Genomic DNA, 24831 nt, shown 5'->3' on the forward strand with positions numbered 1-24831 from the left:
GCGGGGGGGGGGGGGGGGGGGGCGTTTGGGCTGGACGTCCGGTTGGGGGGGTGCCCGGCGGGGGGACACCGCGGTCTCGCCGTCCGGGGTCGGTCAGGGCCCGCCGGAGGCGTCCAGGTCGGCGAGCCGGTCGTGCAGCGGCGCGAAGAGCGCCGGCGGCGCGGCGATCACCAGGTCCGGGCCGGCCGGCCGGCCGCGCAGCCCGGCGACCCGCAGTCCCGCCTCGGCGGCCACCAGGCCGCCGGCGGCCTGGTCCCAGGCGGCCAGCCCCTTCTCGTAGTACGCGTCCACCCGCCCCTCGGCGGCCAGGCAGAGGTCCAGCGCGGCGGCGCCGAGCCGGCGGATGTCGCGGACGTGCGGGATCAGTTCGGCGACCACCCGGGCCTGGTGCGAGCGGCGCGCCGGGTCGTAGCCGAAGCCGGTGGCGACCAGCGCCTGCCCCAGGTCGCCCTCGGTGGAGCAGCGCAGCCGCCGGCCGTCACGCCAGGCGCCGCCGCCCGCGGTGGCGGTCCACTCCTCGCCGGTGACCACGTTGCGCACCACCCCGGCGACCACCTCGCCGTCGACCTCGGCCGCCAGCGACACCGCGCAGTACGGCAGCCCGTACAGGTAGTTCACCGTGCCGTCGATCGGGTCGACGATCCAGCGCACCCCGCTGGCCGCCCCGACGCCCTTCCCGGCGCCGTACTCCTCGCCGAGGACCGCGTCGTCGGGGCGTACCCGGTGCAGCGCGTCGAGGACCTGCCGCTCGACGGCGCGGTCCGCGGCGGTGACCACGTCGGTGACGGTGCTCTTGGTGGCGGCGACCGAGACGCCCTCGGCGCGCATCCGGTGCGCGGTGGCCGCGGCCTGCCGGGCGACCTCGATCGCGATCGTGAGCAGTTCGGCCGGTGCCGGCGCCGAACGAGTCATGGTTCGTCCCCTTCCCGCACGATCTCCGACGTCCGCCGCGCGCGCGGGTATCATCCTTACAAAGTCCACATCTGCGCCGAATCGGCGGTCCCCGCCACCGGTGCGCCGTGCGCCGCAGGATGATCGCCGCAGACGGCGTTACAATTCACCCTGCCCACGCGCCACGGACCGCCGCCGGACGGCCGGCCCGCGGCACGGGGGCCTCTCAACGACATCGCCCGGCACGGTGCGCCACGCTGCGCCGGACGACCCGGCCGTGCTCGCTCTTCGCCTCCGGAAGGTCATTCGTGACAGAACCCCGCCAGACCGGCGCCGACGTTCGCTCGCTCACCGACACCCTGATCGCCCACGCGCAGAGCGCCGGCGGCCAGTTGACGTCGGCCCAGCTCGCGCGCACCGTCGAGTCCGCTGAGGTGACCCCGGCCCAGGCCAAGAAGATCCTGCGCGCGCTCTCCGAGGCGGGAGTGACCGTGGTCGTGGACGGCTCGGCCAGCACCCGTCGCCGGGTCGCCGCCGCCCGGTCCGCCACCCCGGCCTCCCGGGCCACCACCGCCAAGACCACCAAGAAGGCCGCCGCGCCCGCTCCCAAGCAGGCACCCGCCGCCGAGGAGGCTCCGGCGCCCGCCCCGCGCAAGGCGGCGCCGCGCAAGGCCGCCACCACCGCGGAGGTGGCCGCCAAGGCCGCCGCGCCGGCCACCAAGGCGACGAAGTCCACCCGCGCCACCAAGGCGACGGTGGCCGCGGCCGGCAAGGCCGCCGCCGGCAAGGCCAAGGGCGAGGGCGAGATCGACCCCGAGGAACTCGCGGCCGAGGTCGAGGACGTGGTGGTCGAGGAGCCGGCCGAGCTGACCCGGGCCGCCGAGGCGGACGCGGCAAGCTCCGCGACGGACAACGACTTCGAGTGGGACGACGAGGAGTCCGAGGCGCTCAAGCAGGCGCGCCGCGACGCCGAGCTGACCGCCTCGGCCGACTCCGTCCGGGCGTACCTCAAGCAGATCGGCAAGGTCCCGCTGCTCAACGCGGAGCAGGAGGTGGAGCTCGCCAAGCGGATCGAGGCCGGGCTCTACGCCGCCGAGCGGCTGCGCGCGGCCGACGAGGGCGAGGAGAAGCTCACCCGCGACATGCAGCGGGACCTGGGCTGGATCTCCCGCGACGGCGAGCGCGCCAAGAACCACCTCCTGGAGGCCAACCTCCGGCTGGTCGTCTCGCTGGCCAAGCGCTACACCGGCCGCGGCATGGCCTTCCTGGACCTGATCCAGGAGGGCAACCTCGGTCTGATCCGCGCAGTCGAGAAGTTCGACTACACCAAGGGCTACAAGTTCTCCACCTACGCCACCTGGTGGATCCGGCAGGCGATCACCCGGGCCATGGCCGACCAGGCCCGCACCATCCGCATCCCCGTGCACATGGTCGAGGTGATCAACAAGCTCGGCCGGATCCAGCGCGAGCTGCTCCAGGACCTGGGCCGCGAGCCCACCCCGGAGGAACTGGCCAAGGAGATGGACATCACACCCGAGAAGGTGCTGGAGATCCAGCAGTACGCCCGGGAGCCCATCTCGCTGGACCAGACCATCGGTGACGAGGGTGACAGCCAGCTCGGTGACTTCATCGAGGACTCGGAGGCCGTCGTCGCGGTCGACGCCGTCTCCTTCTCGCTGCTGCAGGACCAGCTCCAGCAGGTGCTGCAGACGCTCTCCGAGCGTGAGGCGGGCGTGGTACGCCTGCGCTTCGGCCTGACCGACGGTCAGCCGCGCACCCTGGACGAGATCGGCCAGGTGTACGGCGTGACCCGGGAGCGGATCCGGCAGATCGAGTCCAAGACCATGTCCAAACTGCGGCACCCGTCCCGTTCCCAGGTGCTCCGCGACTACCTGGACTGACCCCTTCACGTCAACCAGCCGTGTCGGTTTGACCACCAGCCGTAGAACACTCAAAGGTGATCCGTCGGTTGCCTGTTTGTGATCGTTGACGTGGCACCCTTGGCTCACGGCACACTGTCTCCCTGTCATGTGTGACCTCGGTCGCCCGCGGGCACACGGGGAAGGCAGGGCCCGACGAGGGTGTTGCACGATGGGTGAGCAACGACCGAAGAGAGTGTTCATCGGTGACGACCAGAGGAGGAAGGCGATGACCGCGACCCTCACGCCGCCGCCCGAGACGGTGGCTCCCCCAGCCGCCGATGAACGGTGCGACCGCTGCAATGCTGCCGGCAAGCTCCGGATCACTCTGGCGGGTGGGAGCGAGCTGGTGTTCTGTGGGCACCACGCGAACAAGTACGCGGAGGATCTCGTGAAGATCACCGTGCGGTACGCGACGGACCCGGAGTTCAGCTGGCGTGGCGCCGATCTGATGGCGAACTGAGTCCGCAACCACATAACGACGACATAGCCGGCCGGGAGCCCCAAGGGCTCCCGGCCGGCTTCTGTGCGCTCCCTCCCCCGCCGCGCCCCGCGCCCCGCGCCCCGAACCCCGAACCCCGAACCCCGAACCCCGCGCCCAAGATCCGCGCACTTTCACGGAAGGAGTGGCCTCGACACGCCGAATAGCCACGCTTTCCGTGAAAGTGCAGGGATCTCGGCGGCACGCCAGGGGCGGTGGGGGTGGGGTGGGTGGGGTGGGTGGGTGGGTGGGGTGGGTCAGAGGGTCTGGGCGGTGGCGATGCGCTCTTCGAGCTGCTCGATCGTCGCCTGCGCGCTGGGCGGGCCGCCGCAGAGCCGGCGCAGCTCGGCGTGGATCTTGCCGTGCGGCTGGCCGGTGCGATGGTGCCGGGCGGCCACCAGGGCGTTCAGCTGGCGGCGCAGCGCCACCCGACGCTGGGCGGCACTCATCGGTGCCGCCGGCACCGCCGGGGCCTCAGCGGCCGGCTCAGCGGCCCGCGCGGCCGTTCGCCGGCGCTGCGCGGCGAGCTGGTCGGCCTGTCGCTTGGTGAGCAGCATGGAGACCTGGTCGGCGGTGAGCAGGCCGGGCAGGCCGAGGTACTCCTCCTCCTCGGGGGTGCCGGCCTGGGCGGCGGTGCCGAAGGACGCGCCGTCGAAGATGACCTGGTCCAGCTCGGCGGTCGCCGAGAGCGCGGTGAAACGCTTCTCCAGCTCCCCGCTGGCCTGGTCGTCGCGCTGGGCGCGCTCCAGCAGGTCGTCGTCGAAGCCCTCGCGGTCCTTGGGCTTGCCGAGCACGTGGTCCCGTTCGGCCTCCATCTCGCTGGCCAGCCCGAGCAGGTGCGGCACGCTGGGCAGGAAGACCGAGGCGGTCTCGCCCTGCCGGCGGGCCCGCACGAAACGCCCGATGGCCTGGGCGAAGTAGAGCGGGGTGCTGGCGCTGGTGGCGTAGACGCCGACCGCCAGGCGGGGGATGTCGACGCCCTCGGACACCATCCGCACCGCGACCAGCCAGCGCTGCTCGGACGCCCCGAACGTCGCGATCCGCGCGGAGGCCCCCAGGTCGTCGGAGAGCACCACGACGGCCTTCTCGCCGGTCAGCCGCTCGATCAGCTTCGCGTACGAGCGGGCGTTCTGCTGGTCGCTGGCGATGATGAGCCCGCCGGCGTCCGGCATGCCGGCGTTGCGCAGCACGGTCAGCCGGGCGTCCGCGGCCCGGAGCACCTGCGGCATCCAGTCCCCGGCCGGGTCCAGGGCGGTACGCCAGGCCTGCGCGACCAGGTCCTGCGTCATCGGCTCGCCCAGCCGCGCCGCCAGCTCGTCACCGGCGTTGGTGCGCCACCGGGTCTCCCCCGAGTACGCCAGGAAGAGCACCGGCCGGACCACGCCGTCGCGCAGCGCGTCGGAGTAGCCGTAGACCGAGTCGGCGCGGGAGCGCAGCAGCCCGTCGCCGCCGCGCTCGTAGCTGACGAACGGGATGGGGTTGTCGTCGGAGCGGAACGGCGTACCGGTGAGCATCAGCCGGCGTACCGCGGGCTCGAAGGCCGCCTTGACGCCGTCGCCCCAGGACCGGGAGTCGCCGGCGTGGTGGATCTCGTCGAGGATGACCAGCGTGCGCCGGATCATGGTACGCCGCCGGTGCACCTGCGGGGCCATCCCGACCTGGGCGTAGGTGACGACCGCGCCGTGGAAGTCGGCGGAGGAGTGCAGGTCGGCGTTGCGGAACGCGGCGTCGAGCTGGATGCCGACCCGGGCCGCAGCGGTCGCCCACTGCGTCTTCAGGTGCTCGGTCGGGGCGACCACGGTGACCGCCTCGACGGTGCCGTCCACGAGCAGCTCGGCGGCGATCCGCAGGGCGAAGGTGGTCTTGCCGGCGCCGGGGGTGGCGACCGCGGTGAAGTCCTCGGTGCGGCGGCGCAGGTACTCCACCATCGCCTTGCGTTGCCAGGCACGCAAGGGCGGGAACGTCTCGAGCGCCGGCAACCGGGCTGCCACGCGAAGACTCCTCTCCGACCGCACGACGGCGGACCCCGGCCGAGGGCCACGGGTACCGCCGCCCATGAAAACGCCTCCGCGCAGAAGATGCCGCGAAGGCCGACTCAGCATAACCAGCGGGAGCCGCTCGCCCCACTCGACGCCACGCTGGTCACATCCGCCACCCCCGCCCGCCCCCGCTCGACCCCGCTCTGCGGTGGGTCGCGGTGTCACACCGCGACCCACCGCACGGCGTGCGGCCAGGTGCGGCAGGCGCTTTGCGGCGCGTCGCGGTATCCGGCCGAGATGACACCGCAACACCCGCAAAGCGGGCGGCGAGGGCGTGGCGGGCGGTCAGGCCCGGGGGCCGCGGACCCCGGTCTTCGGGGGGCGCAGCGTGGCCACCGGGGCCGACCAGCGCCGCCGCAGCGCCAGCAGCCGCAGGGCGAAGACCAGCACCGCCGCCGCGGTCAGCGGCACCGTGCCGGCGCGTCCGGCCGCGTCGAGCAGGGCCACCGCGACCGCGCCGGCCAGCGCGGCCAGCGCGTAGATCTCCCGGCGCAGCACCACCGGGATCTCGGCGGTGAGCAGGTCCCGGCCCAGCCCGCCGCCGATCGCGGTGAGCATGCCGATGAGGCAGGCGCCGACCGGCGGCACCTGAGCGTCGAGCGCCTTGAGCGTGCCGGTGACGGTGAACAGCGCCAGGCCCGCCGCGTCCAGCACCAGCACGGTGGTGCGCAGCCGGGCGAGCTGCGGGTGCAGCCAGAAGACGGCGGCGGCGGTGACCGCGGCGGTGGTGGCGTACCGCCAGTCGGCGAAGGCCAGCGGCGGCACCTCGTCGATGACCAGGTCCCGGAAGATCCCGCCACCGAGGGCCGCCACGAACCCGACGAAGACGACGCCGAAGAGGTCGAGCCGTTTGGCCACCGCCGCGGACGCCCCGGAGGCGGCGAAGACGGCCACCCCGGTCAGATCGGCGACGAGCAGGGCGGGGGAGGTGGTCACACCGCGGAAGGGTACGTGGGCGGTCGGGCCGGCCGCCCGGGATCACTCGCCGTACGAGTCGTAGATCTCCTTGCACTTCGGGCAGACCGGCGAGCCGGGCTTGGCCGCCTTGGTCACCGGAAACGTCTCACCGCAGAGCGCCACGACGAAGGTGCCCATGACGGCACTCTCGGCGATCTTTTCCTTGCGGACGTAGTGGAACATCTCGGGACCGGTGTCCGCGTCCTTCAGTTCCGGGCGTTCGAGAACCTGTGTGCTCACTGATGACACCTCCAACTTTCCAGTTTGGCAGGTCGGTGCGGGCCGGTCCACCGCAGCCCACCCCGAGGGCGGCCCGTACGGTAACGGAGGTGACCAACTTTCACATCCGTCTCGGCGCCGAGGTCGCCGACGCCCTGCGCGACGGCCGACCCGTCGTCGCCCTGGAGAGCACCATCGTCTCGCACGGTCTGCCCCGACCGGACAACCTGCGGGTGGCCCGCCAGATCGAGCGGGCCGTACGGGAGGCCGGGGCGGTCCCGGCCACCGTCGGCATGGTCGGCGGCGAACTCGTGGCGGGGCTCGACGACGCGCAACTGACCCGGCTCGCCACCGTCGACGGGGTGAGCAAACTCTCCGTACGCGATCTCGCGGTGGCCGCCGCCACCGGCGCGGACGGCGCCACCACGGTGGCCGCCACCAGCGCGGTCGCCGCGGCGGCCGGGATCGGGGTCTTCGCCACCGGCGGGCTGGGCGGGGTGCACCGGGAGGCGGCGCAGACCTTCGACGAGTCCGCCGACCTGGTCACCCTGGCCCGGACGCCGATCGCGGTGGTCTGCGCCGGGGTCAAGTCGATCCTCGACGTGGGCGCGACGCTGGAGCGGCTGGAGACCCTCGGCGTCGGGGTCGTCGGCTACCGCACCCGGCGCTTCCCCGGCTTCTACCTCACCGACGCCGGCTTCGACCTGGACTGGTCGGTGGACTCCCCGGAGCAGGTGGCGGACGTGCTGGCCGCCCGGGAGCAGCAGGGCGTGCACCGCGGCGGGCTGATCGTGGCCAACCCGCTTCCGGCGGCCGAGCAGCTCGACCCGGCGCTGCACGACCGGACCCTCGCCGAGGGCCTCGCCCGGCTCGGCCGTGAGGGGGTGACCGGCAAGGCGGTGACCCCGTTCCTGCTGGCCCACTTCCACTCGGCCACCGAGGGCGCCAGCCTGTCGGTGAACGTGCGGATCATCCTGCGCAACGCCGACCTGGCCGCCCGGATCGCCGTCGCCGCGGCCACCCGCCGTACCAGTTCCCCGGCATGACCCGCCCGTCCCGGGTGGTCGTGGTCGGTGACCTGATCACCGACGTGGTGGCGGTGCTGGCCGGGCCGCTGGCCACCGGCTCGGACACCCCGGCGACCATCCAGGTCAGCGGCGGTGGCCAGGCCGCCAACACCGCGGCGTGGATCGCCGCGCAGGGCGTGCCCGTGACGCTGGTGGGCGCGGTCGGCGACGACAGCGCCGGGCGGGACCGGGTGGCCGAGCTGGAGCGGGTCGGCGTGGAGTGCGCGGTCGAGGTGCAGCCCGGCTGCGCCACCGGCACGGTGATCGTGCTGGCCACCGGCGAGGAGCGCACCATGGTCACCGAGCGGGGCGCCAACCTGCGGCTGACCGTCGGGCACGTCGAGCGGGCGCTGGCCGCGGCACCCGACGCCGGGCACCTGCACCTGTCCGGGTACCCCCTGCTGGACGCCGCGTCGCGGCCGGCCGGCCTGGCGGCGCTGGCCGCCGCCCGCGAGCGGGGGCTCACCACCAGCGTCGACGCGGCCTCCGCGGCGCCGTTGCGGCGGGTCGGCGCGGCGGCCTTCCTGTCCTGGGTACGCGACGTCGACCTGCTGCTGGTCAACGCGGACGAGGCGGGCGTGCTGGCCGGCGGACTGGACCCGGGGGCGCAGGCGCGGGCGCTGTCGGTGTCGGCCCGGCGGGTGGTGGTGAAGCGGGGCGAGGCCGGCGCGGTCTGGGTCGACCGGAGCGCGACGGTGAGCGTGGCACCCGCCCGGCGGGTCGCGGTGGTCGACGTCACCGGCGCGGGCGACGCCTTCGCGGCGGGCCTGCTGACCGCCTGGCTCGGCGGCGCGGAGCCCCGGGCGGCGCTGGGCCGGGCCGGCGACCTCGGCGCGCTGGCCGTCTCGACGGTGGGCGCCCGGCCGGCGGGCTGACCTGTGGTCCGGGGGCCGGGCGGCTCCCGGCCACACCGGGTCAGGGTTCGACGTCGATGATCTTGTGCGGCCGTTCCTCGGCGGTCAGGCTCATCGGCGGGGTCTCGTCGCGCATCCTAGGCTGGAACTTCCCCGCCAGCCGGTGCTGCTCCTTCGGCGGGCGGTCGTTGGCCAGCAGCACGGCCAGCCACGGGATGAGCACCATCCCGACGGCGCACAGCGGCAGCCAGAGCCAGAGCAGAGGGGCCTTCACGCCGACCAGGATCGCGCCGACGATCACGCAGGCCACCCGGATGCCCATCATCAGCACGTAGCGCTTCTGCCGGCTGGTGAGCTGGTCGTCCTGGCTGCGCGAGGCGTCGGTGATCAGGATCGGCTGGTACGCCTGACGCTTCACCACGGACCTCCTCGAGGGGATTACGACCCATCCTGTCACTCCCCGGCCGTGATCAGCGAAAATCGAACCATCCGATCACGTGTTACGTTCGTGGTACGCTCCGCCCGTGGGCAGCCGGTTCAGCTTCACCGACGAGGCGTTGGCCAACCTGCGGGTCTACGACGTCACGCCCGGGGAAGTCTGGGAGGCCCTGCACAGCACCCGCCGGGTGATCCGGCACCTGGGCGACGACGTGATGGTCGTCTACGCGGCGGGTCGCCGCGGCAGGCGGCTGGCCGTGCTGCTGGCCGAGGCCGACGGCACCGACAACGACTGGGACATCCTCTCCGCCCGCGAACTGAGCGACGTCGAGGCCAAGCGCTACGACGAGGCCGTGCGGAGGGATCGCCGACGAGGAGGCGGTCACGATGAACCGTGACGAGGCGACCAAGCGGTTCCACGGCGGCGACGACGCGTTCGCCGAGCTGATCGACGAGAGTCAGCCGGTGGAGCTGCCCACCCCCGACAGCGACGTGCCCATGGTCAGCCGCTCGGTACGCCTGCCGCTGGAGACGTACGAGCGGGTCCGGACGGCCGCCGAGGCCCGGGGCATCGGCGTCACCACGCTGATGCGGCAGTGGATCGAGGCCGGGCTGGCCGACCTGGACGACTCCGCCACCGTCTCCCTCGCCGACGTGCGCCGGGCGCTGGCCTCGCTCTCCCGCCCCACCGCCGCCTGAGCCGGCAACGAGTCGGCGCGCGGGCCGGTCGGGTCAGCCCTTCGCCGCCCTGGCCGCCGCCTTCGCCGCCTGCTTGAACTCGCGCACCCGGCGCAGCGACTCCGGATCGGTGATGTCGGCCACCGACCGGTACGCGTCCGGCTCGCCGTACCCGCCGGCGGCCTCCCGCCAGCCCTCCGGGCGCACGTCGTACCGCTTGCCGAGCAGGGCGACGAAGATCTGCGCCTTCTGCTTGCCGAAGCCGGGCAGCTCACCGATCCGGCGCAGCAGCTCCCGCCCGTCGGGGGCGTCCGACCAGAGCCGGGCGGCGTCGCCGTCGTACCGGTCGACCAGCACCTGGCACACCTGCTGCACCCGGGCCGCCATCGCCTTCGGGAAGCGGTGCAGCGCGGGTGGCCGGGCGAAGACCTCGACCAGCGCCTCGGGGTCGTACCCGGCCAACTCCCGGGCGTCCGGCTCGTGCCCGAGCCGCTGGGCCAGCACGTACGGCGAGGTGAACGCCTTCTCGAGGGGGATCTGCTGGTCGAGCACCATGCCGGTGAGCAGGGCCAGCGGGCTGCGCTCCAGCAGCCGGTTGGCCTCGGGGTCGATGGGCAGCGAGAGCGTCATGTGCCCATCCTGCCGGTCCGCGCGGCGGGTGCGGCGGCGACTCCCCGGGCGGGCGCCGGGCCCACAGGAAGACTGAGGTTAGGCTCTGCTAACTTCTCTCCCGTCGGCGGAGAGCCCGCCGGCCGGAGCCGAAGGAGTGCCCCGTGCCCGTCCCCGCCCGCAGGTTCCGCGCGGCCACCGTCGCCGCCGGCCTGCTCTCGTTCGGCCTGGTCGCCTGCGGTTCCGGCCAGAAGGACGCCGCCGACTCCGGCAAGCCCGGCGACAAGACCATCACCGTCTACAGCGGTCGCAACGAGCAGCTGGTCAAGCCGCTGCTGGACCGGTTCACCGCGCAGACCGGCATCACCGTGAAGACCCGGTACGCCACCACCGCCCAGCTCGCCGCCCAGCTGGTCGAGGAGGGCGGCAGGTCCCCGGCCGACGCCTTCTTCGCCCAGGACGCCGGCGCCCTCGGCGCGGTCGCCAAGCGGGACATGTTCGCCCCGCTGCCCGCCGCCGACCTGGAGAAGGTGCCGCAGTCCTACCGGGCCCGCAACGGCCAGTGGGTCGGCGTCAGCGCCCGCTCCCGGGTGCTCGCCTACAACGCCGACGCCGTCCCCGCCGCCGAGCTGCCGAAGTCGGTCTTCGAGCTGACCGACCCGAAGTGGAAGGGCAAGATCGGCATCGCCCCGACCAACGCCTCGTTCCAGGCGTTCGTCACCGCGATCCGGGTCCAGCACGGCGACCAGAAGGCGAAGGACTTCCTGGCCGGCCTCAAGGCCAACGAGCCGCAGATCCGGGACAGCAACGTCAAGATCGTGGAGGACGTCGACCGGGGCGCCGTCCCGGTCGGCCTGGTCAATCACTACTACCTCGGCGAGGTGGCCAAGGAGAAGGGCAGCACGCCGGACGCGCTGAAGGCCAAGCTGCACTTCTTCCCCGGCGGCGATACCGGAGCGCTGGTCAACGTCGCCGGCGTGGGCGTGCTCAAGCGCTCCGCCGAGGACCCGGACACCAAGGCCTTCGTGGACTTCCTCCTCGACCCGGAGTCGCAGCGGTACTTCGCCGAGCAGACCTTCGAGTACCCGGTGGTCAACGGAGTCGCCGCCCCGGCCGGCGTGCCGCCGCTGGCCGACCTGGACACCCCGGACATCGACCTCAACGACCTGGACACGCTGGACGCCACGATCAGCCTGATCAAGGACTCGGGGCTCGTACCCTGACCGCCCCGACCACCACTGCAGGCGCAGGGCCGGCCCGTTCCGGGCCGGCCCGCTCCGGCGTACCCGGGTCGCTGCGCCGGCTGGCGCCGCGCCCGGCGCTGCTCGCGGCCTCGACCACCGCGGTCGCCGTGGCCCTGATCCCGCTGGTCTATCTCGCGGTACGCACCGCCGAGGCGGGAGCCGACCGGGTCGTCGCGGAGCTGTGGACCGAGCGGGTCGGACTGCTCGCGGTACGCAGCCTCGGGCTGGCCGCCGTGGTCACCACCGCCTGCGTGCTGCTCGGCGTCGGCGCCGCCTGGCTGGTGACCCGGACCGACCTGCCCGGCCGACGGGCCTTCGCCGTGCTCGCCGCGCTGCCGCTGGCCGTGCCCACCTACATCGCCGCGTTCGCCTGGGTCTCGCTGTTCGACCGGCTGGAGGGGTTCTGGCCGGCCGCGCTGGTGCTGACCCTCTGCTCGTACCCGTACGTCTTCCTGCCGGTCGCGGCCGCGCTGCGCGGCGCGGACCCGGCCCAGGAGGAGGTCTCCCGCTCGCTGGGCCGGGGCGGCTGGCGCACCTTCACCGACGTCACGCTGCGCCAGATCCGGCCGGCGACCGCCGCCGGGGCGCTGCTCGTCGCGCTCTACGTGCTGGCCGACTTCGGCGCGGTGTCGATCCTGCGCGCCGACACCTTCACCCGGGCCATCTTCGTCGCCTTCGACCTGGGCTTCGACCGCACCGGGGCGCTGGTGCTCTCCAGCGTGCTGGTGGCGCTGACCGTGCTGCTGCTGGCCGGGGAGACCGCCACCCGCCGCCGCGGCGCCCGGTACGCCCGGCTCGGCGGCGCCCGCCGCCCCGCCGCCCGGCTGCGCCTCGGCCCGGCCCGCTGGCCGGCGCTGGCCGCGCTGCTGGCGGTGGCCGCGCTGGCGCTCGGCGTGCCGGCGGTGAGCCTGGCCCGCCGGCTGGTCAGCGGGGTGTCCCGCCCCGGCGCGCTCGGCGAGGTGGCCGCCGCCGCCGGCAACTCGCTCTGGCTGTCGCTGGCCGGCGCCGCGCTGACCATGCTGCTGGCCCTGCCGCTGGGGCTGCTCACCGCGCGCGCCCCCGGCCCGCTGGCCACCGTGCTGGACCGGCTCGCCTACCTGGCCCACGCCCTGCCCGGCGTCGTGATCGGGCTGTCGCTGATCTTCTTCGGCATCAGCGTGGCGTACCCGCTGTACCAGACGCCGTGGCTGCTGGCCCTCGCCTACGCGACGCTCTTCCTGCCGCTGGCCGTCGGCGCGGTGGCCGGCGCCGCCGCCCAGGCCCCGCCCGGCCTGGAGGAGGTGGCCCGCTCGCTGGGCCGCGGGCCGCTGGCCGTGCTGCGCACGGTCACCCTGCCCCTGACCCTGCCGGGGATCGGGGCGGGGGCGGCGCTGGTCTTCCTCACCGGCATGAAGGAACTCCCGGCCACCCTGCTGCTACGCCCCACCGGCACCGACACCCTGGCCACCGAGCTGTGGACGGCCACCTCCGTCGGGGCGTACGCGGCCGCCGCCCCCTACGCGGCGCTGCTGGTGGTCATCTCGGCGCTGCCCACCTGGTGGCTGGTCGCCCGGGGCGGCCTGCTCGACAAGGAGGACCGATGAGCGAGGTCGTGCTGACCGGGGTCGTCAAGCGGTACGGCCCGGTGACCGCACTGGACGGGGTGGACCTGACCGTCCCGGCGGGCGCGCTGACCGCCGTCCTCGGCCCGTCCGGCTGCGGCAAGACCACCCTGCTGCGCTGCCTGGCCGGCTTCGAACGCCTCGACGCCGGACAGATCCGGGTGGACGGGCGCGAGGTCGCCGGCCCGGGTCGGCACCTGCCGGCGCACCGCCGCCGGATCGCCGTGGTGCCGCAGGAGGGCGCCCTCTTCCCGCACCTCACCGTGGCGGCGAACATCGCGTACGGGTTGGACCGCGCCGACCGGCGGGGGGACCGGGTGGACGAGGTGCTGGCCCTGGTCGGGCTCGCCGGGTACGGCGACCGGATGCCGCACCAGCTCTCCGGCGGCCAGCAGCAGCGCGTGGCGGTGGCCCGGGCGCTGGCCCCGCGACCGTCGCTGGTGCTGCTGGACGAGCCGTTCAGCGCGCTCGACGCCGGGCTGCGCGCCGGGCTGCGGCACGACGTCCGGGAGGCGCTGCGGGCCGACGGGGCGACCGGCGTGCTGGTCACCCACGACCAGGGTGAGGCCCTGTCGGTGGCGGACCGGGTGGTGGTGCTGCGGTCCGGGCGGGTGGTGCAGTCCGCCGCGCCGACCACGCTCTACCGGGAGCCGGCCGACCAGTGGGTAGCCGGGTTCGTCGGCGACGCGGTGCTGCTGCCTGCGGTCGCGTCGGGCGGTGCCGCGCGCTCGTCCCTCGGCACACTGCCGGTCACCGGCGACGTACCCGACGGCCCGGTGACCGTCCTGGTCCGGCCCGAGCAGCTGCGGCTCGCCCCGGCGTCAGGTGAAGAGGCGGTGACCGCGACGGTGCTGCGGCACGACTTCCACGGCCACGACGCGCTGGTCGCCCTCCGGCTGGCCGACGGCACCCGGGTCACCGCCCGGGTCTGGGACAAGTCCGACGCCGTGCCGGTCGGCGCCGAGGTGGCAGTCCACGTCGAGGGCCCGGCCCGGGCCTGGCCGGCCGAGGCCAGCCCCGCCCCGGTGGACGAGCCGGCGCTGCCGGTCTGCTGACGAAGCTCGTCACCGGTGGACGCCACCGTGGCGACCGGACCGAAAGCCTGGCCCCGCGCCTGGCCCATGTCCCGGCCCGAACCCGTTAGTCTCGGGGCGTCGTCGGAGACGAGGTGTGCCGTGCCGAGTCTGGAGAGGCCGCGCGTCGAGTACCGCACGCCGGAGGACCTGGTCCGGGACGTCACCGCCGGGCTCATCCGCCTGACCGGACCTGTCGTGCCGACGGGACGCGGCCCGGTGGACAGGGGTGGTGTCCACCGGGCCGCGCCCGGACGGTGCCGTCAGTTGACGACGAAGAGCAGCCGGTTCGGCGAGCCCGTGCCCGGGCTGGTCACCACGCCGGTGGTGGCGTTGGTGGTCAGGTAGCTGGCCACCTGCGCCGGGGTGTACGACGGGTTGGCCGAGAGCACCAGCGCCGCCGCGCCGGCCACGTGCGGTGAGGCCATCGAGGTGCCGCTGATCGTGTTGGTGGCGGTGTCGCTGCTGTTCCAGGCGGACAGGATGCTCGACCCTGGCGCGAAGATGTCCACGCAGGAGCCGTAGTTGGAGTAGGACGCGCGGGCGTCGGTGCTGGTGGTGGCGCCGACGGTGATCGCGGCGGCGGCCCGGGCCGGGGAGTAGTTGCAGGCGTTGGCGTTGGAGTTGCCGGCCGCCACCGCGTACGTGACGCCCGAGTTGATCGAGTTGGTCACCGCGTTGTCGAGGGTGGTGCTGGCGCCGCCACCGAGGCTCATGTTGGCCACCGCCGGCTTGACCGCGTTGGCGGTCACCCAGTTGATGCCGCTCACCACGCCGGTGGTGCTGCCGCTGCCGGAGCAGTTGAGCACCTTCACCGCGACCAGGCGTACCTGCTTGGCCACGCCGTAGGCGTTGCCGCCGACCGTACCGGCGACGTGGGTGCCGTGGCCGTTGCAGTCGGTGTTGTTGGTGTCGACGGTGTTGGTACCCCAGCTGGCCCGGCCGCCGAAGTCGGTGTGGGTGGTCCGGATCCCGGTGTCGATGATGTACGCCCGGACGTTGGAGGCGGTGTTCGGGTAGGTGTAGCTACCGCTCAGCGGCAGGTTGCGCTGGTCGATCCGGTCCAGGCCCCACGGCGGGTTGGACTGGGTGCCCTGGACGGTGACCACCCGGTCCTGCTCGACGTACGCGACGGCCGGGTCGGCGGCGAGTCGGCGGGCCTGGCCGGCCGTCATCTTCGCGCTGAAGCCGGTGAGGGCGGCGCTGTAGACGTCGGCGACGCTGCCGCCGTACCGCTTGGTGAGGGTGGCGGCGCGGTCCGGCACGGCGGTGCGGGCGGCGAGGGTGTTCGCGGCGCCGACCGCGTCGGTCCGCAGCACGACCAGGTAGCTGCCGCTGATCGCGCCAGGGGCGGACGCGCCGCGGATCTCCCCGGTGGGGGCGGCGAGGGCGGGGGTGGAGGCGGCGGCGGACAGGGCCGCCGCGGCGGCAGCGACGGCGAGGGCGCGGATCGCGCGGCGCCGGGGGACGGGCAGAGTTGACATCGTGTGACTCCCTACCGGTGCGCCCGGGCAGGCTGGTGGCCGCCGGGACGCCCATCGACGGATGTTGGGGCAGATGCTAGCCATACATCGATATTCATGAAAGAGATAACGGCAAATCTATTCTGCTCGCGGTACGGATGTCGCGGGTGCCGGCCGATCGGCGATCGCCGGGAGGCAGGATGACGACGTGGAACGACACGACATGCTGCTCTCCCCCGCCGGCGTCGAGGCGCTGCGGACCGCCCTCGGCCGGGCGGGCTTCACCTCGAACGGCATCGCCGACCGGCTCGGCCCGCAGGGCACCGGCGGGGCGGCCCGCAACGACTTCCGCGCGGCCCTGCGCGCCACCGAGGACCGCGACCCGCTCGCCACGCTGATCCGGGTCTTCATCTGCGACCAGACCGAGTCCGAGGCGACGGTGGCCGCCGCGCTGGCCCCGCTGGACATCGCCGAGGCGCTCGCCGGGGGCCTGGTCGAGCGGCACGGCGACGGCCTGCGCGCCGGGGTCGACCTGGAGCCGTACGGGGACGACTGGTGGGTCCTCGCCGACGTGCCGGCCAGCGCCCGCCCCGGCCGGCCGCTGCACAGCGAGCATGTGCTCGGCATCGGCGGAGCCACCCAGACGCTGATCGGCGCCACCGTCCGCCGGCCGGTGGAGACCGCGCTGGACCTGGGCACCGGCTCCGGCGTACAGGCGCTGCACCTGGCCACCCACGCCCGCCGGGTCACCGCCACCGACGTCTCCGAGCGGGCGCTGCGCTTCGCCGCCACCACCGCCGCCCTCAACGGCCAGGACTGGGAGCTGCTGCACGGCGACCTGGTCGCTCCCGTCGCCGGACGCCGCTTCGACCTGGTGGTGAGCAACCCGCCGTTCGTGGTCGGTCCCGGCACCACCACCCACGTGTACCGGGACTCCGGGCGGGTCGGCGACGCGATCGGCGCCGAGCTGGCCGCCGCCGCGCCGGGCCTGCTCACCGAGGGCGGCACCATGCAGTACCTGGCGAACTGGGTGCACGTGGCCGGCGAGGAGTGGCACGAACGGGTGACCGGCTGGTTCGCCGGCACCGGCCTGGACGCCTGGGTGATCCAGCGCGAGGTGGCCGACCCGATGGCGTACGTCAACCTCTGGCTCACCGACGTCGGCGAGGCGGCCGACCCGCAGCGGATGGCGGGCTGGCTGGACTGGTTCGACGCGCACAAGGTGGAGGCGATCGGGTTCGGCATCGTCTCGCTGCGCCGCGGCGGGCACGCCGACCCGGTGGTCCGGGTGGAGGACCTGCGCCAGCGGGTGGAACCGCCGATGGGCGACCGGATCGCCACCTGGTTCGACCGGCAGGACTTCCTCCGGGTACGCGACACCGACGCGCTGCTCGCCGAGCGCTACCGGGCCGCCCGAGGGCTCCAGCTGCGGCAGGAGGCCACCATGGGCGAGGAGGGTTGGGCGGTGGACCGGCAGGTCCTCGCGATGCCGCACGGGCTGCGCTGGACCGAGGAGATCGACCCGCTGGTGCTGGCGCTGGTGGGCGGGTGCGACGGCCGGCTGGCGCTGCGCGACCAGCTCGCCCTGCTAGCCGCCGCGCACGACGTCACCCCGCAGGAGCTGACCGAGGCCGCCGGCCCGATCGTGGCGCACCTGGTCGAGCGCGGCATCATCGAGCCGGTGGAGGGCTGATGCGGGCGGTGGTGCAGACCGTGAGCCGGGCCAGCGTGACGGTGGACGGCGAGGTGGTGGGCGCGATCGACGACGGCCTGCTGGTGCTGGTCGGCGTCACCCACGACGACACGGTGCAGACCGCGCAGACGATGGCCCGCAAGGTGCACGAGCTGCGGATCCTGGACGACGAGCGATCGGCCGCCGACACCGGCGCACCGATCCTCGTGGTCAGCCAGTTCACGCTCTACGGGGACGCGCGCAAGGGGCGGCGGCCGAGCTGGACCGCCGCCGCCCCGGCTCCGGTGGCCGAGCCGCTGGTGACCGAGGTGGTCGAGGCTCTGCGGGCCCGGGGGGCAAAGGTGGAGACCGGCCGGTTCCGGGCCCACATGCTCGTGGAGAGCATCAACGTCGGCCCCCGCACGGTGCTGCTCGAACTCTGACCGACACCTCGCCCGGCGAACGACACCCCGGTGGCGGAGTGACGCCTTGGCGGAACTCCGTCGTCTTCAGCTGTTCATCAGGCCGGACCGCGACGGTAGAACCAACGCATGTCATCCCCCACAGTGCCCATCGCGGCCGGCCGTACGAGACGACGGCTGGTCGCCGCCGCATCGGCGGCCGGACTGATCGCGGCCGGATTCACCGCGGCCCAGACGCCAGCGACGGCCGCCAGCCCGCCCACGGCCACCAGCCCGCCCACGGCCGCCAAGGCGGCAGCCACCTACGAGCAGACCGTCACCTTGATCACCGGCGACGTGGTTACCGTCACCAACTCCGGTAGCGGCGAGGAGACGGTCGACGTCGACAGACCGGACAGCGCGACCGGCGGCGTGCACATCCAGGAGAGCGGCGGCGATCTGTTCGTCCTGCCCGACGAGGCGATGCCGTTGCTGACCGCCGACAAACTGGACCGGCGGCTGTTCAACGTCACCGACCTCATCGAGATGGGGTACGACGACGCGAAGACCGCGAGCGTGCCACTGATCGCCACGTACCCGTCGACGAAGACCCGCACGGCCAAGCCGGCCGTGCCGCAGGGCACGAAGCTGGTTCGCAACCTGTCCACCGTCGGTGCCGCCGCACTGGCGGCGGAGAAGAAGCAGGCCCGCACCTTCTGGAACACCGTCGCGCCGGCCGTCTCCGGGTCCAGCCCCAGACTCGGCGCCGGGATGGCGAAGCTCTGGCTGGACGGCCGGGTGACGGTCAACCTGAAGGAGAGCGTGCCGCAGATCGGCGCGCCCGAGGCGTGGGCCGCCGGTTACGACGGCAGCGGGGTGAAGGTCGCGGTGCTGGACACCGGGATCGACGCCAGTCACCCCGACCTGGTCGACCAGATCGACGGCAAGGTCAGCTTCGTGCCGGACGAGGACACCTCCGACGTCAACGGGCACGGCACCCACGTCGCCTCGACGATCGTGGGTACCGGCGCGGCCTCCGGCGGCGCGTACAAGGGTGTCGCGCCCGCCGCGGACCTCATCGTCGGCAAGGTGCTCGGCAACGCCGGTTTCGGCCAGGACTCCTGGGTGCTCGCCGGCATGCAGTGGGCGGCCGAGTCCGGGGCGGATGTCGTCAGCATGAGCCTGAGCGACCCGACGCTCTCCGACGGGACCGACCCGATGGCGGTCGCGGTCGACACGCTGTCCGCGCAGTACGGCACGCTGTTCGTCATCGCCTCCGGCAACAACGGGCAGCAGAGCATCGGCACGCCCAGCTCGGCCGCCAGCGCGCTGACGGTCGGCGCGGTCGACAAGCAGGACCGCCTGGCAGGCTTCTCCAGCACCGGTCCGTTGGTGCGCAGCGGCGCGCTCAAGCCGGACATCACCGCCCCCGGGGTCAACATCACCGCCGCCCGCTCGCAGCAGATGACCACCGGCACCGGCCCGTACCGGTCCATCAGTGGCACCTCGATGGCGACTCCACACGTGTCGGGCGCTGCGGCGATTCTGGCCCAGCGCCACCCGGACTGGTCCGGCGCGCAGCTCAAGGAAGCGCTGATGAGCAGCGCGAAGGGCCTGGCCGCGGGGTACACGCCGTACCAGGTGGGCACCGGCCGGCTCGACGTCGCCGCCGCCGTACGCACGGGCGTCCGGGCGACCGGCTCGGTCTTCTTCGGCAACTTCGACTGGCCGCACGAGCCCACCGACGCCCCGGTTACCAAGCCGGTGACATTCACCAACTCGGGCAGCACCGGCGTGACCCTGAACCTCGCCACCACCGGTTCGGGGTTCTCGTTGGGCGCCTCCTCGGTGACGGTGCCCGCGGGCGGGAGCGTGGCCGTTCCCGTCACCGGTGACCCGACCAAGTCCGGCACCGGCCAGTTCACCGGCTACCTCGTCGGCACCGACGCCGCCACGGGCACCGCGGTCACGCGTACCTCCCTCGGTCTGCTCAAGGAGGACGAGCGTTACGACCTGAAGGTCAAGCTGATCGGCCGGGACGGCAAGCCCGCCAGCTCGACGGTCGTGCTCAAGAAGGCCGGCGAATACTACCCGTGGATGTACACCATCGACGGTGAGATGACGCTGCGGATGCCGCCGGGCACCTACACGGTCGAGTCGTCGCTGGACGTTCCGGGTGAGCGGGCCGACTCGCTCGGCATCGCCGTGTTGGTGGACCCGGAGACGGTGCTCAACGGTTCCGGAGCTGAGGTGGTGCTGGACGCGAGCAAGGCACGCCTGCTGGACACCGCCGCGCCGCAGCGCAGCCAGGACCGGCAGCGCAAGCTCGACTACACCGTCACGTACGCCAACGGCGACAGCTTCCGTGACGGGTTCATGGTGCCGATCAAGTACGACGACCTCTACGTCACGCCGACCGACCAGGTCACCGAGGGGTCGTTCGCGATGGTCACCCGGTGGCGCAAGGGCGAGCCGCAGCTGAGCGTGGACGTCCCGGGCCTGCCGCCCGTGGACGTCACGGTCCAGCCGGGTAGCACGCTCACCGCCGGCATAGACACCCTGCCCGCGGTCTACGCCGGCACCGGTGCGGCGAGCGAGTACGCCACGCTCGACGCGAAGGGCAAGGCCGTGGTGGTGACCCGCAGCGACGCGGTCAGTGCCGCGGACCGTACCGCCGCCGCCGTGGCCGCCGGGGCGAAGCTGCTGCTGGTCGTCAACGACGGCGTCGGCATCCTCAACCAGTACGTCGGCCAGTCGCCGATCCCGGTCGCCACCGTGCACCGCGACGCCGGGGCGCGGCTGATCGGGCTGGCCAAGGGCGGCACGTTGCAGCTGATCACCAACCAGGTGCCGTACGCGAGCTACCTCTACGACCTGACCCGCAACTACTCCGGGCAGGTGCCGGACAAGGCACTCACCTACCACCCGAGCCAGCAGAATCTCGCCCGGATCGACGCTCGCTACCACAACATCACGCAGGCGAGGGAGGGTTCCGGACTCCGGAATGACCTGACCTTCATCCCGACGCTCGGCTTCCCGGAGCGGGAGTGGCATCCCGGCACCCGCACCGAATGGGTCACCCCGGACCAGGTCTGGGCCGAGGCGCACGTTCAGGGCACCTGGACGGATGTGGCCAACCGCAACACGTACGCCAAGGGCAGCACCACCCGGCTGGACTGGTTCGCCCCGGCGATCCGTCCGGCGTTCAACCGGGCGTTCGCGGTGCAGAACAGCCGCTACCGCGACTTCATGACCATCAACGTCCAGACCTGGAGCCCGTCGGCCGACGTGCTGGAGCACGGCGGATACCTGGACTGGGGTTCGGTGCCGGTCAACATGAAGCTCTACCAGGGCGACCGGCTGCTGTACGAGAACAAGCGCGGAGCCGACCTGCAGTGGAAGTCGGTGCCGGCCGGGACGCTGCCCTACCACCTGGTGCTGGATGCGTCCCGCCCCGCCGAACAGTGGCGGCTGTCGACCCGCACGCACACCGAATGGGACTTCATCTCCAGCTCCAACGACTCGGACAACTTCCAACCGTTCGCGCTGCTGCAGATGGAGTACCGCCTCGACGCCGACCTGCACGGTGACGTGAAGGCGGGCAGCACCGAGGAGATCCGCCTCAAGCCGATTCCCCAGGCGGGCGGCGGCCCCAGCACCGGCAACGTCACCTCGGTGACCCTGGAGGTGTCGTACGACGACGGCGCCACCTGGCAGCAGGTGACCCTGAGCAAGGGCGCCGGCGACTGGTGGAACGGCGCACTCAAGCTGGCGAAGCAGCCGGGCGGCTTCGTGTCGGTGCGAGCCACCGGTACGACCGACGCCGGTTTCAGCATCAAGCAGGAGATCATCCGGGCGTACGGCCTGCGGTGAGACCGTTTGAAGGGCCCCGAGACGGCAACGTCTCGGGGCCCGCCCCGTCCCACCACCCACCGCCGGAAGCTGTTCAAGATCCATCACGGAGGCGCATACTCATACCGCAGCGACGGGTCGAGGGGAGGCGTCCGCCGATGCTGGGTGCGTTGGGACTGAGCACCGATGAGGAGTCTGTCTACCGTCGGCTGGTCGGACGCACAGCGGCCAGCTCGGCCCACCTCGCGGATACCACGCGACTGCCCGAAGCGACGGTCCGAGCGGCGCTGTCGCAACTGATGGCAGACGGGCTGGTGAAGCGCACGACCGACGGCGAATTCTCGGCCGCGCCGCCCGCGGTCGCGCTCGGCGCGCTGATCAGCGAACGGCGGGACGGCCTGCACACCGCCGAGCTTGCACTCGTCACCCTCGCCGAGGAACACCGCGTCGCGACGGCAGGCCGGAGCATCAGCGAACTGATCGAGGTGGTCACCGGAGTCGACGGCATCCGACACCGGTTCGCGCAGGTGCAGCACGCCGCCCGAACTCAGGTACGAAACTTCGTCACCGCGCCGTTCGTCGCCGTGCCCCCAGGCACCACCAACACGCTGGAAACAGTGATGATGGACCGCGGGGTGGAGTACCGGGTCGTGTTGGAACGGGCGGCGCTCGCCGAGCCCGGCATGATCGCCGAGACCGTCGCATCACTGCGCAAAGGCGTCCAGGTACGGGTGGTCGAGTCGCTACCGATCAAGCTCGTTCTGGCCGACGCCGAACTGGGTCTGGTGCCGCTGACCGTCGAATCGGGCGGCGAGCCCGGCGCCGTGCTGCTGCACCGCAGCGGCCTGCTGTCCGCCATGGACGCGCTGTTCGAGATCGTGTGGCGCCACGCCCACCCGCTCGACGTGTCGGCACTGGCCGGGCTGACCGATGACGATGCCACCGCAGTGGACGCGGGCGCCCCGACGGAGCTGGACCGGAAGATCCTGGCACTGCTGCTGGCCGGGCTCACCGATCAGGTCGTCGCCAACCAGCTCGACATCTCCTTGCGGACCCTGCAGCGTCGTTTGCGCCATCTGATGGACCTTGCCGGTGTCAGGACACGGATGGAGCTGGGCTGGTACGCCGCGCAGCATGACTGGAGGTGAGGGGCCGGGAGCACGAACAGCGCACCCGGGCATCGCCGGGTGCCGCGCCACGTCGATCATGAGGTTGACGGCGCGTCGACAATGATCGACTCTGCCGCCAACCTCATGATCGGCGAGAACGGAAGCGTCAGGAGAAGAGGCCGCGCCGTTGGATGGACTGGCGGAGCCAGGCGTCCAGCTGGGCGACCCAGTCGGTGCGGTCCAGGGTGGCGTGGTCGACGGTGAAGCGGCCGAAGGCGTCGCGGCCCTCGGTGAAGATGCCACCCCGCTTGTCGATCTCCAGCACCACCTGGGTCTGCTGCGGCTCGCTGATGAAGGTCAGCTCCAGCTGGTTGATCGCGCGGGCGTACTGCGGCGCCGGGTAGAACTCGATCTCCTGGTAGAACGGCAGGCTCTGGCGTACGCCGTAGATGTGCCCCCGCTCGACGTCGGCCCGGGCGAACCGGAAGCCCAGCCGCAGCAGCGCCTCCAGCAGCCGCTCCTGCGCCGGCAGCGGATGCACCGCCACCGGGTCCAGGTCACCGGAGTCGACGGCCCGCGCCACCTCCAGCTCGGTACGCAGACCCATCGTCATTCCGTGCAGGTGCTGCCCGTACAGGTCGGTCAGCGGGGTCTCCCAGGGCACGTCGAAGCGGAACGGGATGTCGTACCGCTGCCCGGGCTCCAGCCGGAACGCGCCGGTGACCTGGCGGCGGCCGAACTCCTGCGTGGTGTCGTACGCGGACTCGCCGCTCTCCACCTCCACCCGGGTGACCAGGCCGAGGGCCACGTAGGAGACGTCGACCTGGTGGTCCCCGCCGGCCACCTGGATCCGTCCCTCCAGCTGACCGCCCGGACGGCAGCGGGGATCGGTCAGCACGGTTTCCACCGACGGACCACCGACACCCATCGCCTGCATGAGCCGCTTGAAGACCACGACGTCCTCCGTTGCCTGTCCCGGCCGGCCCCGGTGGCCGACCGCTGGCACGGTAACCGGATCCGGCAAGCGGACCCGGCGACGACACCCGGCAGCCGACCGGATTGCTGTCGGGTCCCCGATTGCCTCACTCCCGTTTCACGCCCCGGTTGGAAAGCTGTCTGTCACCGGCACCACTGGGGCCGGTACGCGGCACAGAAGCGGACACGGGGAGAGACTGAGATGGCCCTGCAGATGATCGAGAACCAGACGCGCCCGGCCGCCACCACCGACGCCGAGCACGGCACGGAGAACCTGACCGACCTGGACGCCACCGACGAGCGCGGCATCTCCACCGACCTCGTCCGGGCCTACCTCAACGGGATCGGCCGGACGAAGCTGCTGACCGCCGCGCAGGAGGTCGAGCTGGCGAAGCGGATCGAGGCGGGGCTGTTCGCCGAGGAGAAGCTCTCCGCCTGTACCCCGGTCTCCGCCGAGCTGAAGAGCGACCTGGAGCTGGTCGTGGCGCAGGGCCGCGCCGCCAAGGACCACCTGCTGGAGGCGAACCTGCGGCTGGTGGTGAGCATCGCCAAGCGCTACACCGGGCGCGGGATGGCGTTCCTGGACCTGATCCAGGAGGGCAACCTGGGTCTGATCCGCGCGGTGGAGAAGTTCGACTACGCCAAGGGCTACAAGTTCTCCACCTACGCCACCTGGTGGATCCGGCAGGCGATCACCCGGGCCATGGCCGACCAGGCCCGCACCATCCGCATCCCGGTGCACATGGTCGAGCAGGTCAACCGGATGGTCCGGGTCCGCCGCGAGCTGTCCGTCTCGCTGGGCCGGGAGCCCACCGTGGCCGAGGTGGCCGTCGCCCTGGAGATCCCCGAGTTCCAGGTGATCGAGCTGATCTCGTACGACCGGGAGCCGGTCAGCCTGGACCAGGCCGTCGGTGAGGACGGCGAGAGCGCGCTGGGTGACTTCGTCGCCGCGGTGGACCCGCGGGAGGAGCCGGGTGACGCCGCCGCCAACGGCGAGCTGCGCAACGAGGTGCGCATCGTGCTGGCCACCCTCTCCCAGCGGGAGCAGGCGGTGATCCGGCTGCGGTTCGGCCTGGACGACGGCCGGCAGCGCACCCTGGACGAGGTGGGCAAGGAGTTCGGCCTGTCCCGGGAGCGGATCCGGCAGATCGAGAAGGTGACGCTGCTGAAGCTGCGCGCCCCGGAGCGGGCGCAGCGCCTGGAGGCGTACGCCTGCTGACCCACCCCGACGGGAAGGCCCCGGCGGTTCGCCGGGGCCTTCCCACGTGCCGGCTTCCCCATGAGGTACG

At 72.9% G+C, this 24831-nt stretch carries 22 protein-coding genes; 14 read left to right on the forward strand and 8 right to left on the reverse strand.

Translation table 11 applies throughout. From position 1 onward, the window contains the following. Nucleotides 1-93: 93 nt before the first annotated feature. Nucleotides 94-912, reverse strand: coding sequence for an inositol monophosphatase family protein (locus AB0I41_RS16355; protein WP_357107556.1), 819 nt, complete (start codon nt 910-912; stop codon nt 94-96). Nucleotides 913-1199: 287 nt separating this feature from the next. Between AB0I41_RS16355 and AB0I41_RS16360 the strand changes: the two genes are divergently transcribed. Together AB0I41_RS16360 and AB0I41_RS16365 are read left to right on the forward strand one after the other, a co-directional pair. Then, nucleotides 1200-2792, forward strand: coding sequence for an RNA polymerase sigma factor (locus AB0I41_RS16360; RefSeq protein ID WP_357107558.1), 1593 nt, complete (start codon nt 1200-1202; stop codon nt 2790-2792). A 247-nt stretch (nt 2793-3039) separates the two neighbouring features. Beyond that, nucleotides 3040-3273: a hypothetical protein gene (locus AB0I41_RS16365; RefSeq protein WP_357107687.1), complete on the forward strand. Its 234-nt coding sequence runs from the start codon at nt 3040-3042 to the stop codon at nt 3271-3273. 275 nt (nt 3274-3548) lie between these two features. Here the strand turns inward: AB0I41_RS16365 and AB0I41_RS16370 are convergent, their stop codons facing one another. From AB0I41_RS16370 to AB0I41_RS16380, 3 genes are all read right to left on the reverse strand, one after another. Continuing rightward, the gene (locus AB0I41_RS16370) at nt 3549-5282 is read right to left on the reverse strand and encodes a DEAD/DEAH box helicase (protein WP_357107561.1); all 1734 of its coding nucleotides are present in this window, start codon (nt 5280-5282) and stop codon (nt 3549-3551) included. A 333-nt stretch (nt 5283-5615) separates the two neighbouring features. After that, entirely contained in the window at nt 5616-6266 is a 651-nt protein-coding gene (locus AB0I41_RS16375; protein ID WP_357107563.1) for a TRIC cation channel family protein, read from the reverse strand. Between the two features lie 42 nt (nt 6267-6308). Next, entirely contained in the window at nt 6309-6527 is a 219-nt protein-coding gene (locus tag AB0I41_RS16380) for a DUF3039 domain-containing protein (RefSeq protein WP_357107566.1), read from the reverse strand. Nucleotides 6528-6616: 89 nt separating this feature from the next. On the opposite strand from AB0I41_RS16380, the gene AB0I41_RS16385 reads away from it, so the two are divergent. Both AB0I41_RS16385 and AB0I41_RS16390 read left to right on the forward strand, forming a co-directional pair. After that, nucleotides 6617-7552: a pseudouridine-5'-phosphate glycosidase gene (locus AB0I41_RS16385; RefSeq protein WP_357107568.1), complete on the forward strand. Its 936-nt coding sequence runs from the start codon at nt 6617-6619 to the stop codon at nt 7550-7552. Beyond that, nucleotides 7549-8448, forward strand: coding sequence for a PfkB family carbohydrate kinase (locus AB0I41_RS16390; RefSeq protein WP_357107571.1), 900 nt, complete (start codon nt 7549-7551; stop codon nt 8446-8448). The genes AB0I41_RS16385 and AB0I41_RS16390 overlap by 4 nt, the downstream gene beginning before the upstream one ends. 40 nt (nt 8449-8488) lie before the next feature. Here AB0I41_RS16390 and AB0I41_RS16395 read toward each other — a convergent pair whose 3' ends face one another. Beyond that, nucleotides 8489-8845: a DUF3099 domain-containing protein gene (locus AB0I41_RS16395; RefSeq protein ID WP_357107574.1), complete on the reverse strand. Its 357-nt coding sequence runs from the start codon at nt 8843-8845 to the stop codon at nt 8489-8491. A 106-nt stretch (nt 8846-8951) separates the two neighbouring features. On the opposite strand from AB0I41_RS16395, the gene AB0I41_RS16400 reads away from it, so the two are divergent. Further along, nucleotides 8952-9263 carry a hypothetical protein gene (locus tag AB0I41_RS16400; protein ID WP_357107577.1) on the forward strand — a complete coding sequence of 104 codons (312 nt, stop codon included), beginning with the start codon at nt 8952-8954 and terminating at the stop codon, nt 9261-9263. Next, nucleotides 9253-9564, forward strand: coding sequence for a hypothetical protein (locus AB0I41_RS16405; protein WP_357107580.1), 312 nt, complete (start codon nt 9253-9255; stop codon nt 9562-9564). Before AB0I41_RS16400 ends, AB0I41_RS16405 begins: the two co-directional genes overlap by 11 nt. Nucleotides 9565-9597: 33 nt before the next feature. On the opposite strand, the gene AB0I41_RS16410 is transcribed toward AB0I41_RS16405, so the two are convergent. After that, nucleotides 9598-10173 (reverse strand): HhH-GPD-type base excision DNA repair protein, encoded by a 576-nt coding sequence (locus AB0I41_RS16410; RefSeq protein ID WP_357107582.1) that lies wholly within the window; start codon nt 10171-10173, stop codon nt 9598-9600. 143 nt (nt 10174-10316) lie between these two features. On the opposite strand from AB0I41_RS16410, the gene AB0I41_RS16415 reads away from it, so the two are divergent. The 3 genes from AB0I41_RS16415 to AB0I41_RS16425 all read left to right on the forward strand — a co-directional run bounded on the left by AB0I41_RS16415 (nt 10317) and on the right by AB0I41_RS16425 (nt 14052). After that, nucleotides 10317-11375 carry an iron ABC transporter substrate-binding protein gene (locus AB0I41_RS16415; RefSeq protein ID WP_357107585.1) on the forward strand — a complete coding sequence of 353 codons (1059 nt, stop codon included), beginning with the start codon at nt 10317-10319 and terminating at the stop codon, nt 11373-11375. Between the two features lie 71 nt (nt 11376-11446). Beyond that, entirely contained in the window at nt 11447-12979 is a 1533-nt protein-coding gene (locus AB0I41_RS16420) for an iron ABC transporter permease (protein WP_357107691.1), read from the forward strand. After that, the gene (locus AB0I41_RS16425) at nt 12976-14052 is read left to right on the forward strand and encodes an ABC transporter ATP-binding protein (protein WP_357107588.1); all 1077 of its coding nucleotides are present in this window, start codon (nt 12976-12978) and stop codon (nt 14050-14052) included. Before AB0I41_RS16420 ends, AB0I41_RS16425 begins: the two co-directional genes overlap by 4 nt. Before the next feature lie 281 nt (nt 14053-14333). Here the strand turns inward: AB0I41_RS16425 and AB0I41_RS16430 are convergent, their stop codons facing one another. Continuing rightward, nucleotides 14334-15554, reverse strand: a complete 1221-nt coding sequence (locus tag AB0I41_RS16430; protein WP_357107591.1) for a S8 family peptidase — start codon at nt 15552-15554, stop codon at nt 14334-14336. Nucleotides 15555-15741: 187 nt separating this feature from the next. Here AB0I41_RS16430 and AB0I41_RS16435 point away from each other — a divergent pair, with 187 nt between their 5' ends. From AB0I41_RS16435 to AB0I41_RS16450, 4 genes are all read left to right on the forward strand, one after another. Beyond that, entirely contained in the window at nt 15742-17226 is a 1485-nt protein-coding gene (locus AB0I41_RS16435) for a methyltransferase (RefSeq protein ID WP_357107594.1), read from the forward strand. After that, nucleotides 17226-17648 carry a D-aminoacyl-tRNA deacylase gene (gene dtd / locus AB0I41_RS16440; protein WP_357107597.1) on the forward strand — a complete coding sequence of 141 codons (423 nt, stop codon included), beginning with the start codon at nt 17226-17228 and terminating at the stop codon, nt 17646-17648. Before AB0I41_RS16435 ends, dtd begins: the two co-directional genes overlap by 1 nt. Nucleotides 17649-17756: 108 nt before the next feature. Then, nucleotides 17757-21479 carry a S8 family serine peptidase gene (locus AB0I41_RS16445; RefSeq protein ID WP_357107600.1) on the forward strand — a complete coding sequence of 1241 codons (3723 nt, stop codon included), beginning with the start codon at nt 17757-17759 and terminating at the stop codon, nt 21477-21479. A gap of 137 nt (nt 21480-21616) precedes the next feature. Continuing rightward, the gene (locus AB0I41_RS16450; RefSeq protein WP_357107603.1) at nt 21617-22606 is read left to right on the forward strand and encodes a helix-turn-helix domain-containing protein; all 990 of its coding nucleotides are present in this window, start codon (nt 21617-21619) and stop codon (nt 22604-22606) included. 127 nt (nt 22607-22733) lie between these two features. Here AB0I41_RS16450 and AB0I41_RS16455 read toward each other — a convergent pair whose 3' ends face one another. Continuing rightward, nucleotides 22734-23522 carry a sporulation protein gene (locus AB0I41_RS16455; RefSeq protein WP_357107606.1) on the reverse strand — a complete coding sequence of 263 codons (789 nt, stop codon included), beginning with the start codon at nt 23520-23522 and terminating at the stop codon, nt 22734-22736. A gap of 234 nt (nt 23523-23756) precedes the next feature. Here AB0I41_RS16455 and sigB point away from each other — a divergent pair, with 234 nt between their 5' ends. After that, nucleotides 23757-24761 (forward strand): RNA polymerase sigma factor SigB, encoded by a 1005-nt coding sequence (sigB, locus tag AB0I41_RS16460; protein WP_357107694.1) that lies wholly within the window; start codon nt 23757-23759, stop codon nt 24759-24761. Nucleotides 24762-24831: the final 70 nt, after the last annotated feature.

The organism is Micromonospora sp. NPDC050200, assembly GCF_040656135.1.
Classification (GTDB): Bacteria; Actinomycetota; Actinomycetes; order Mycobacteriales; family Micromonosporaceae; genus Micromonospora.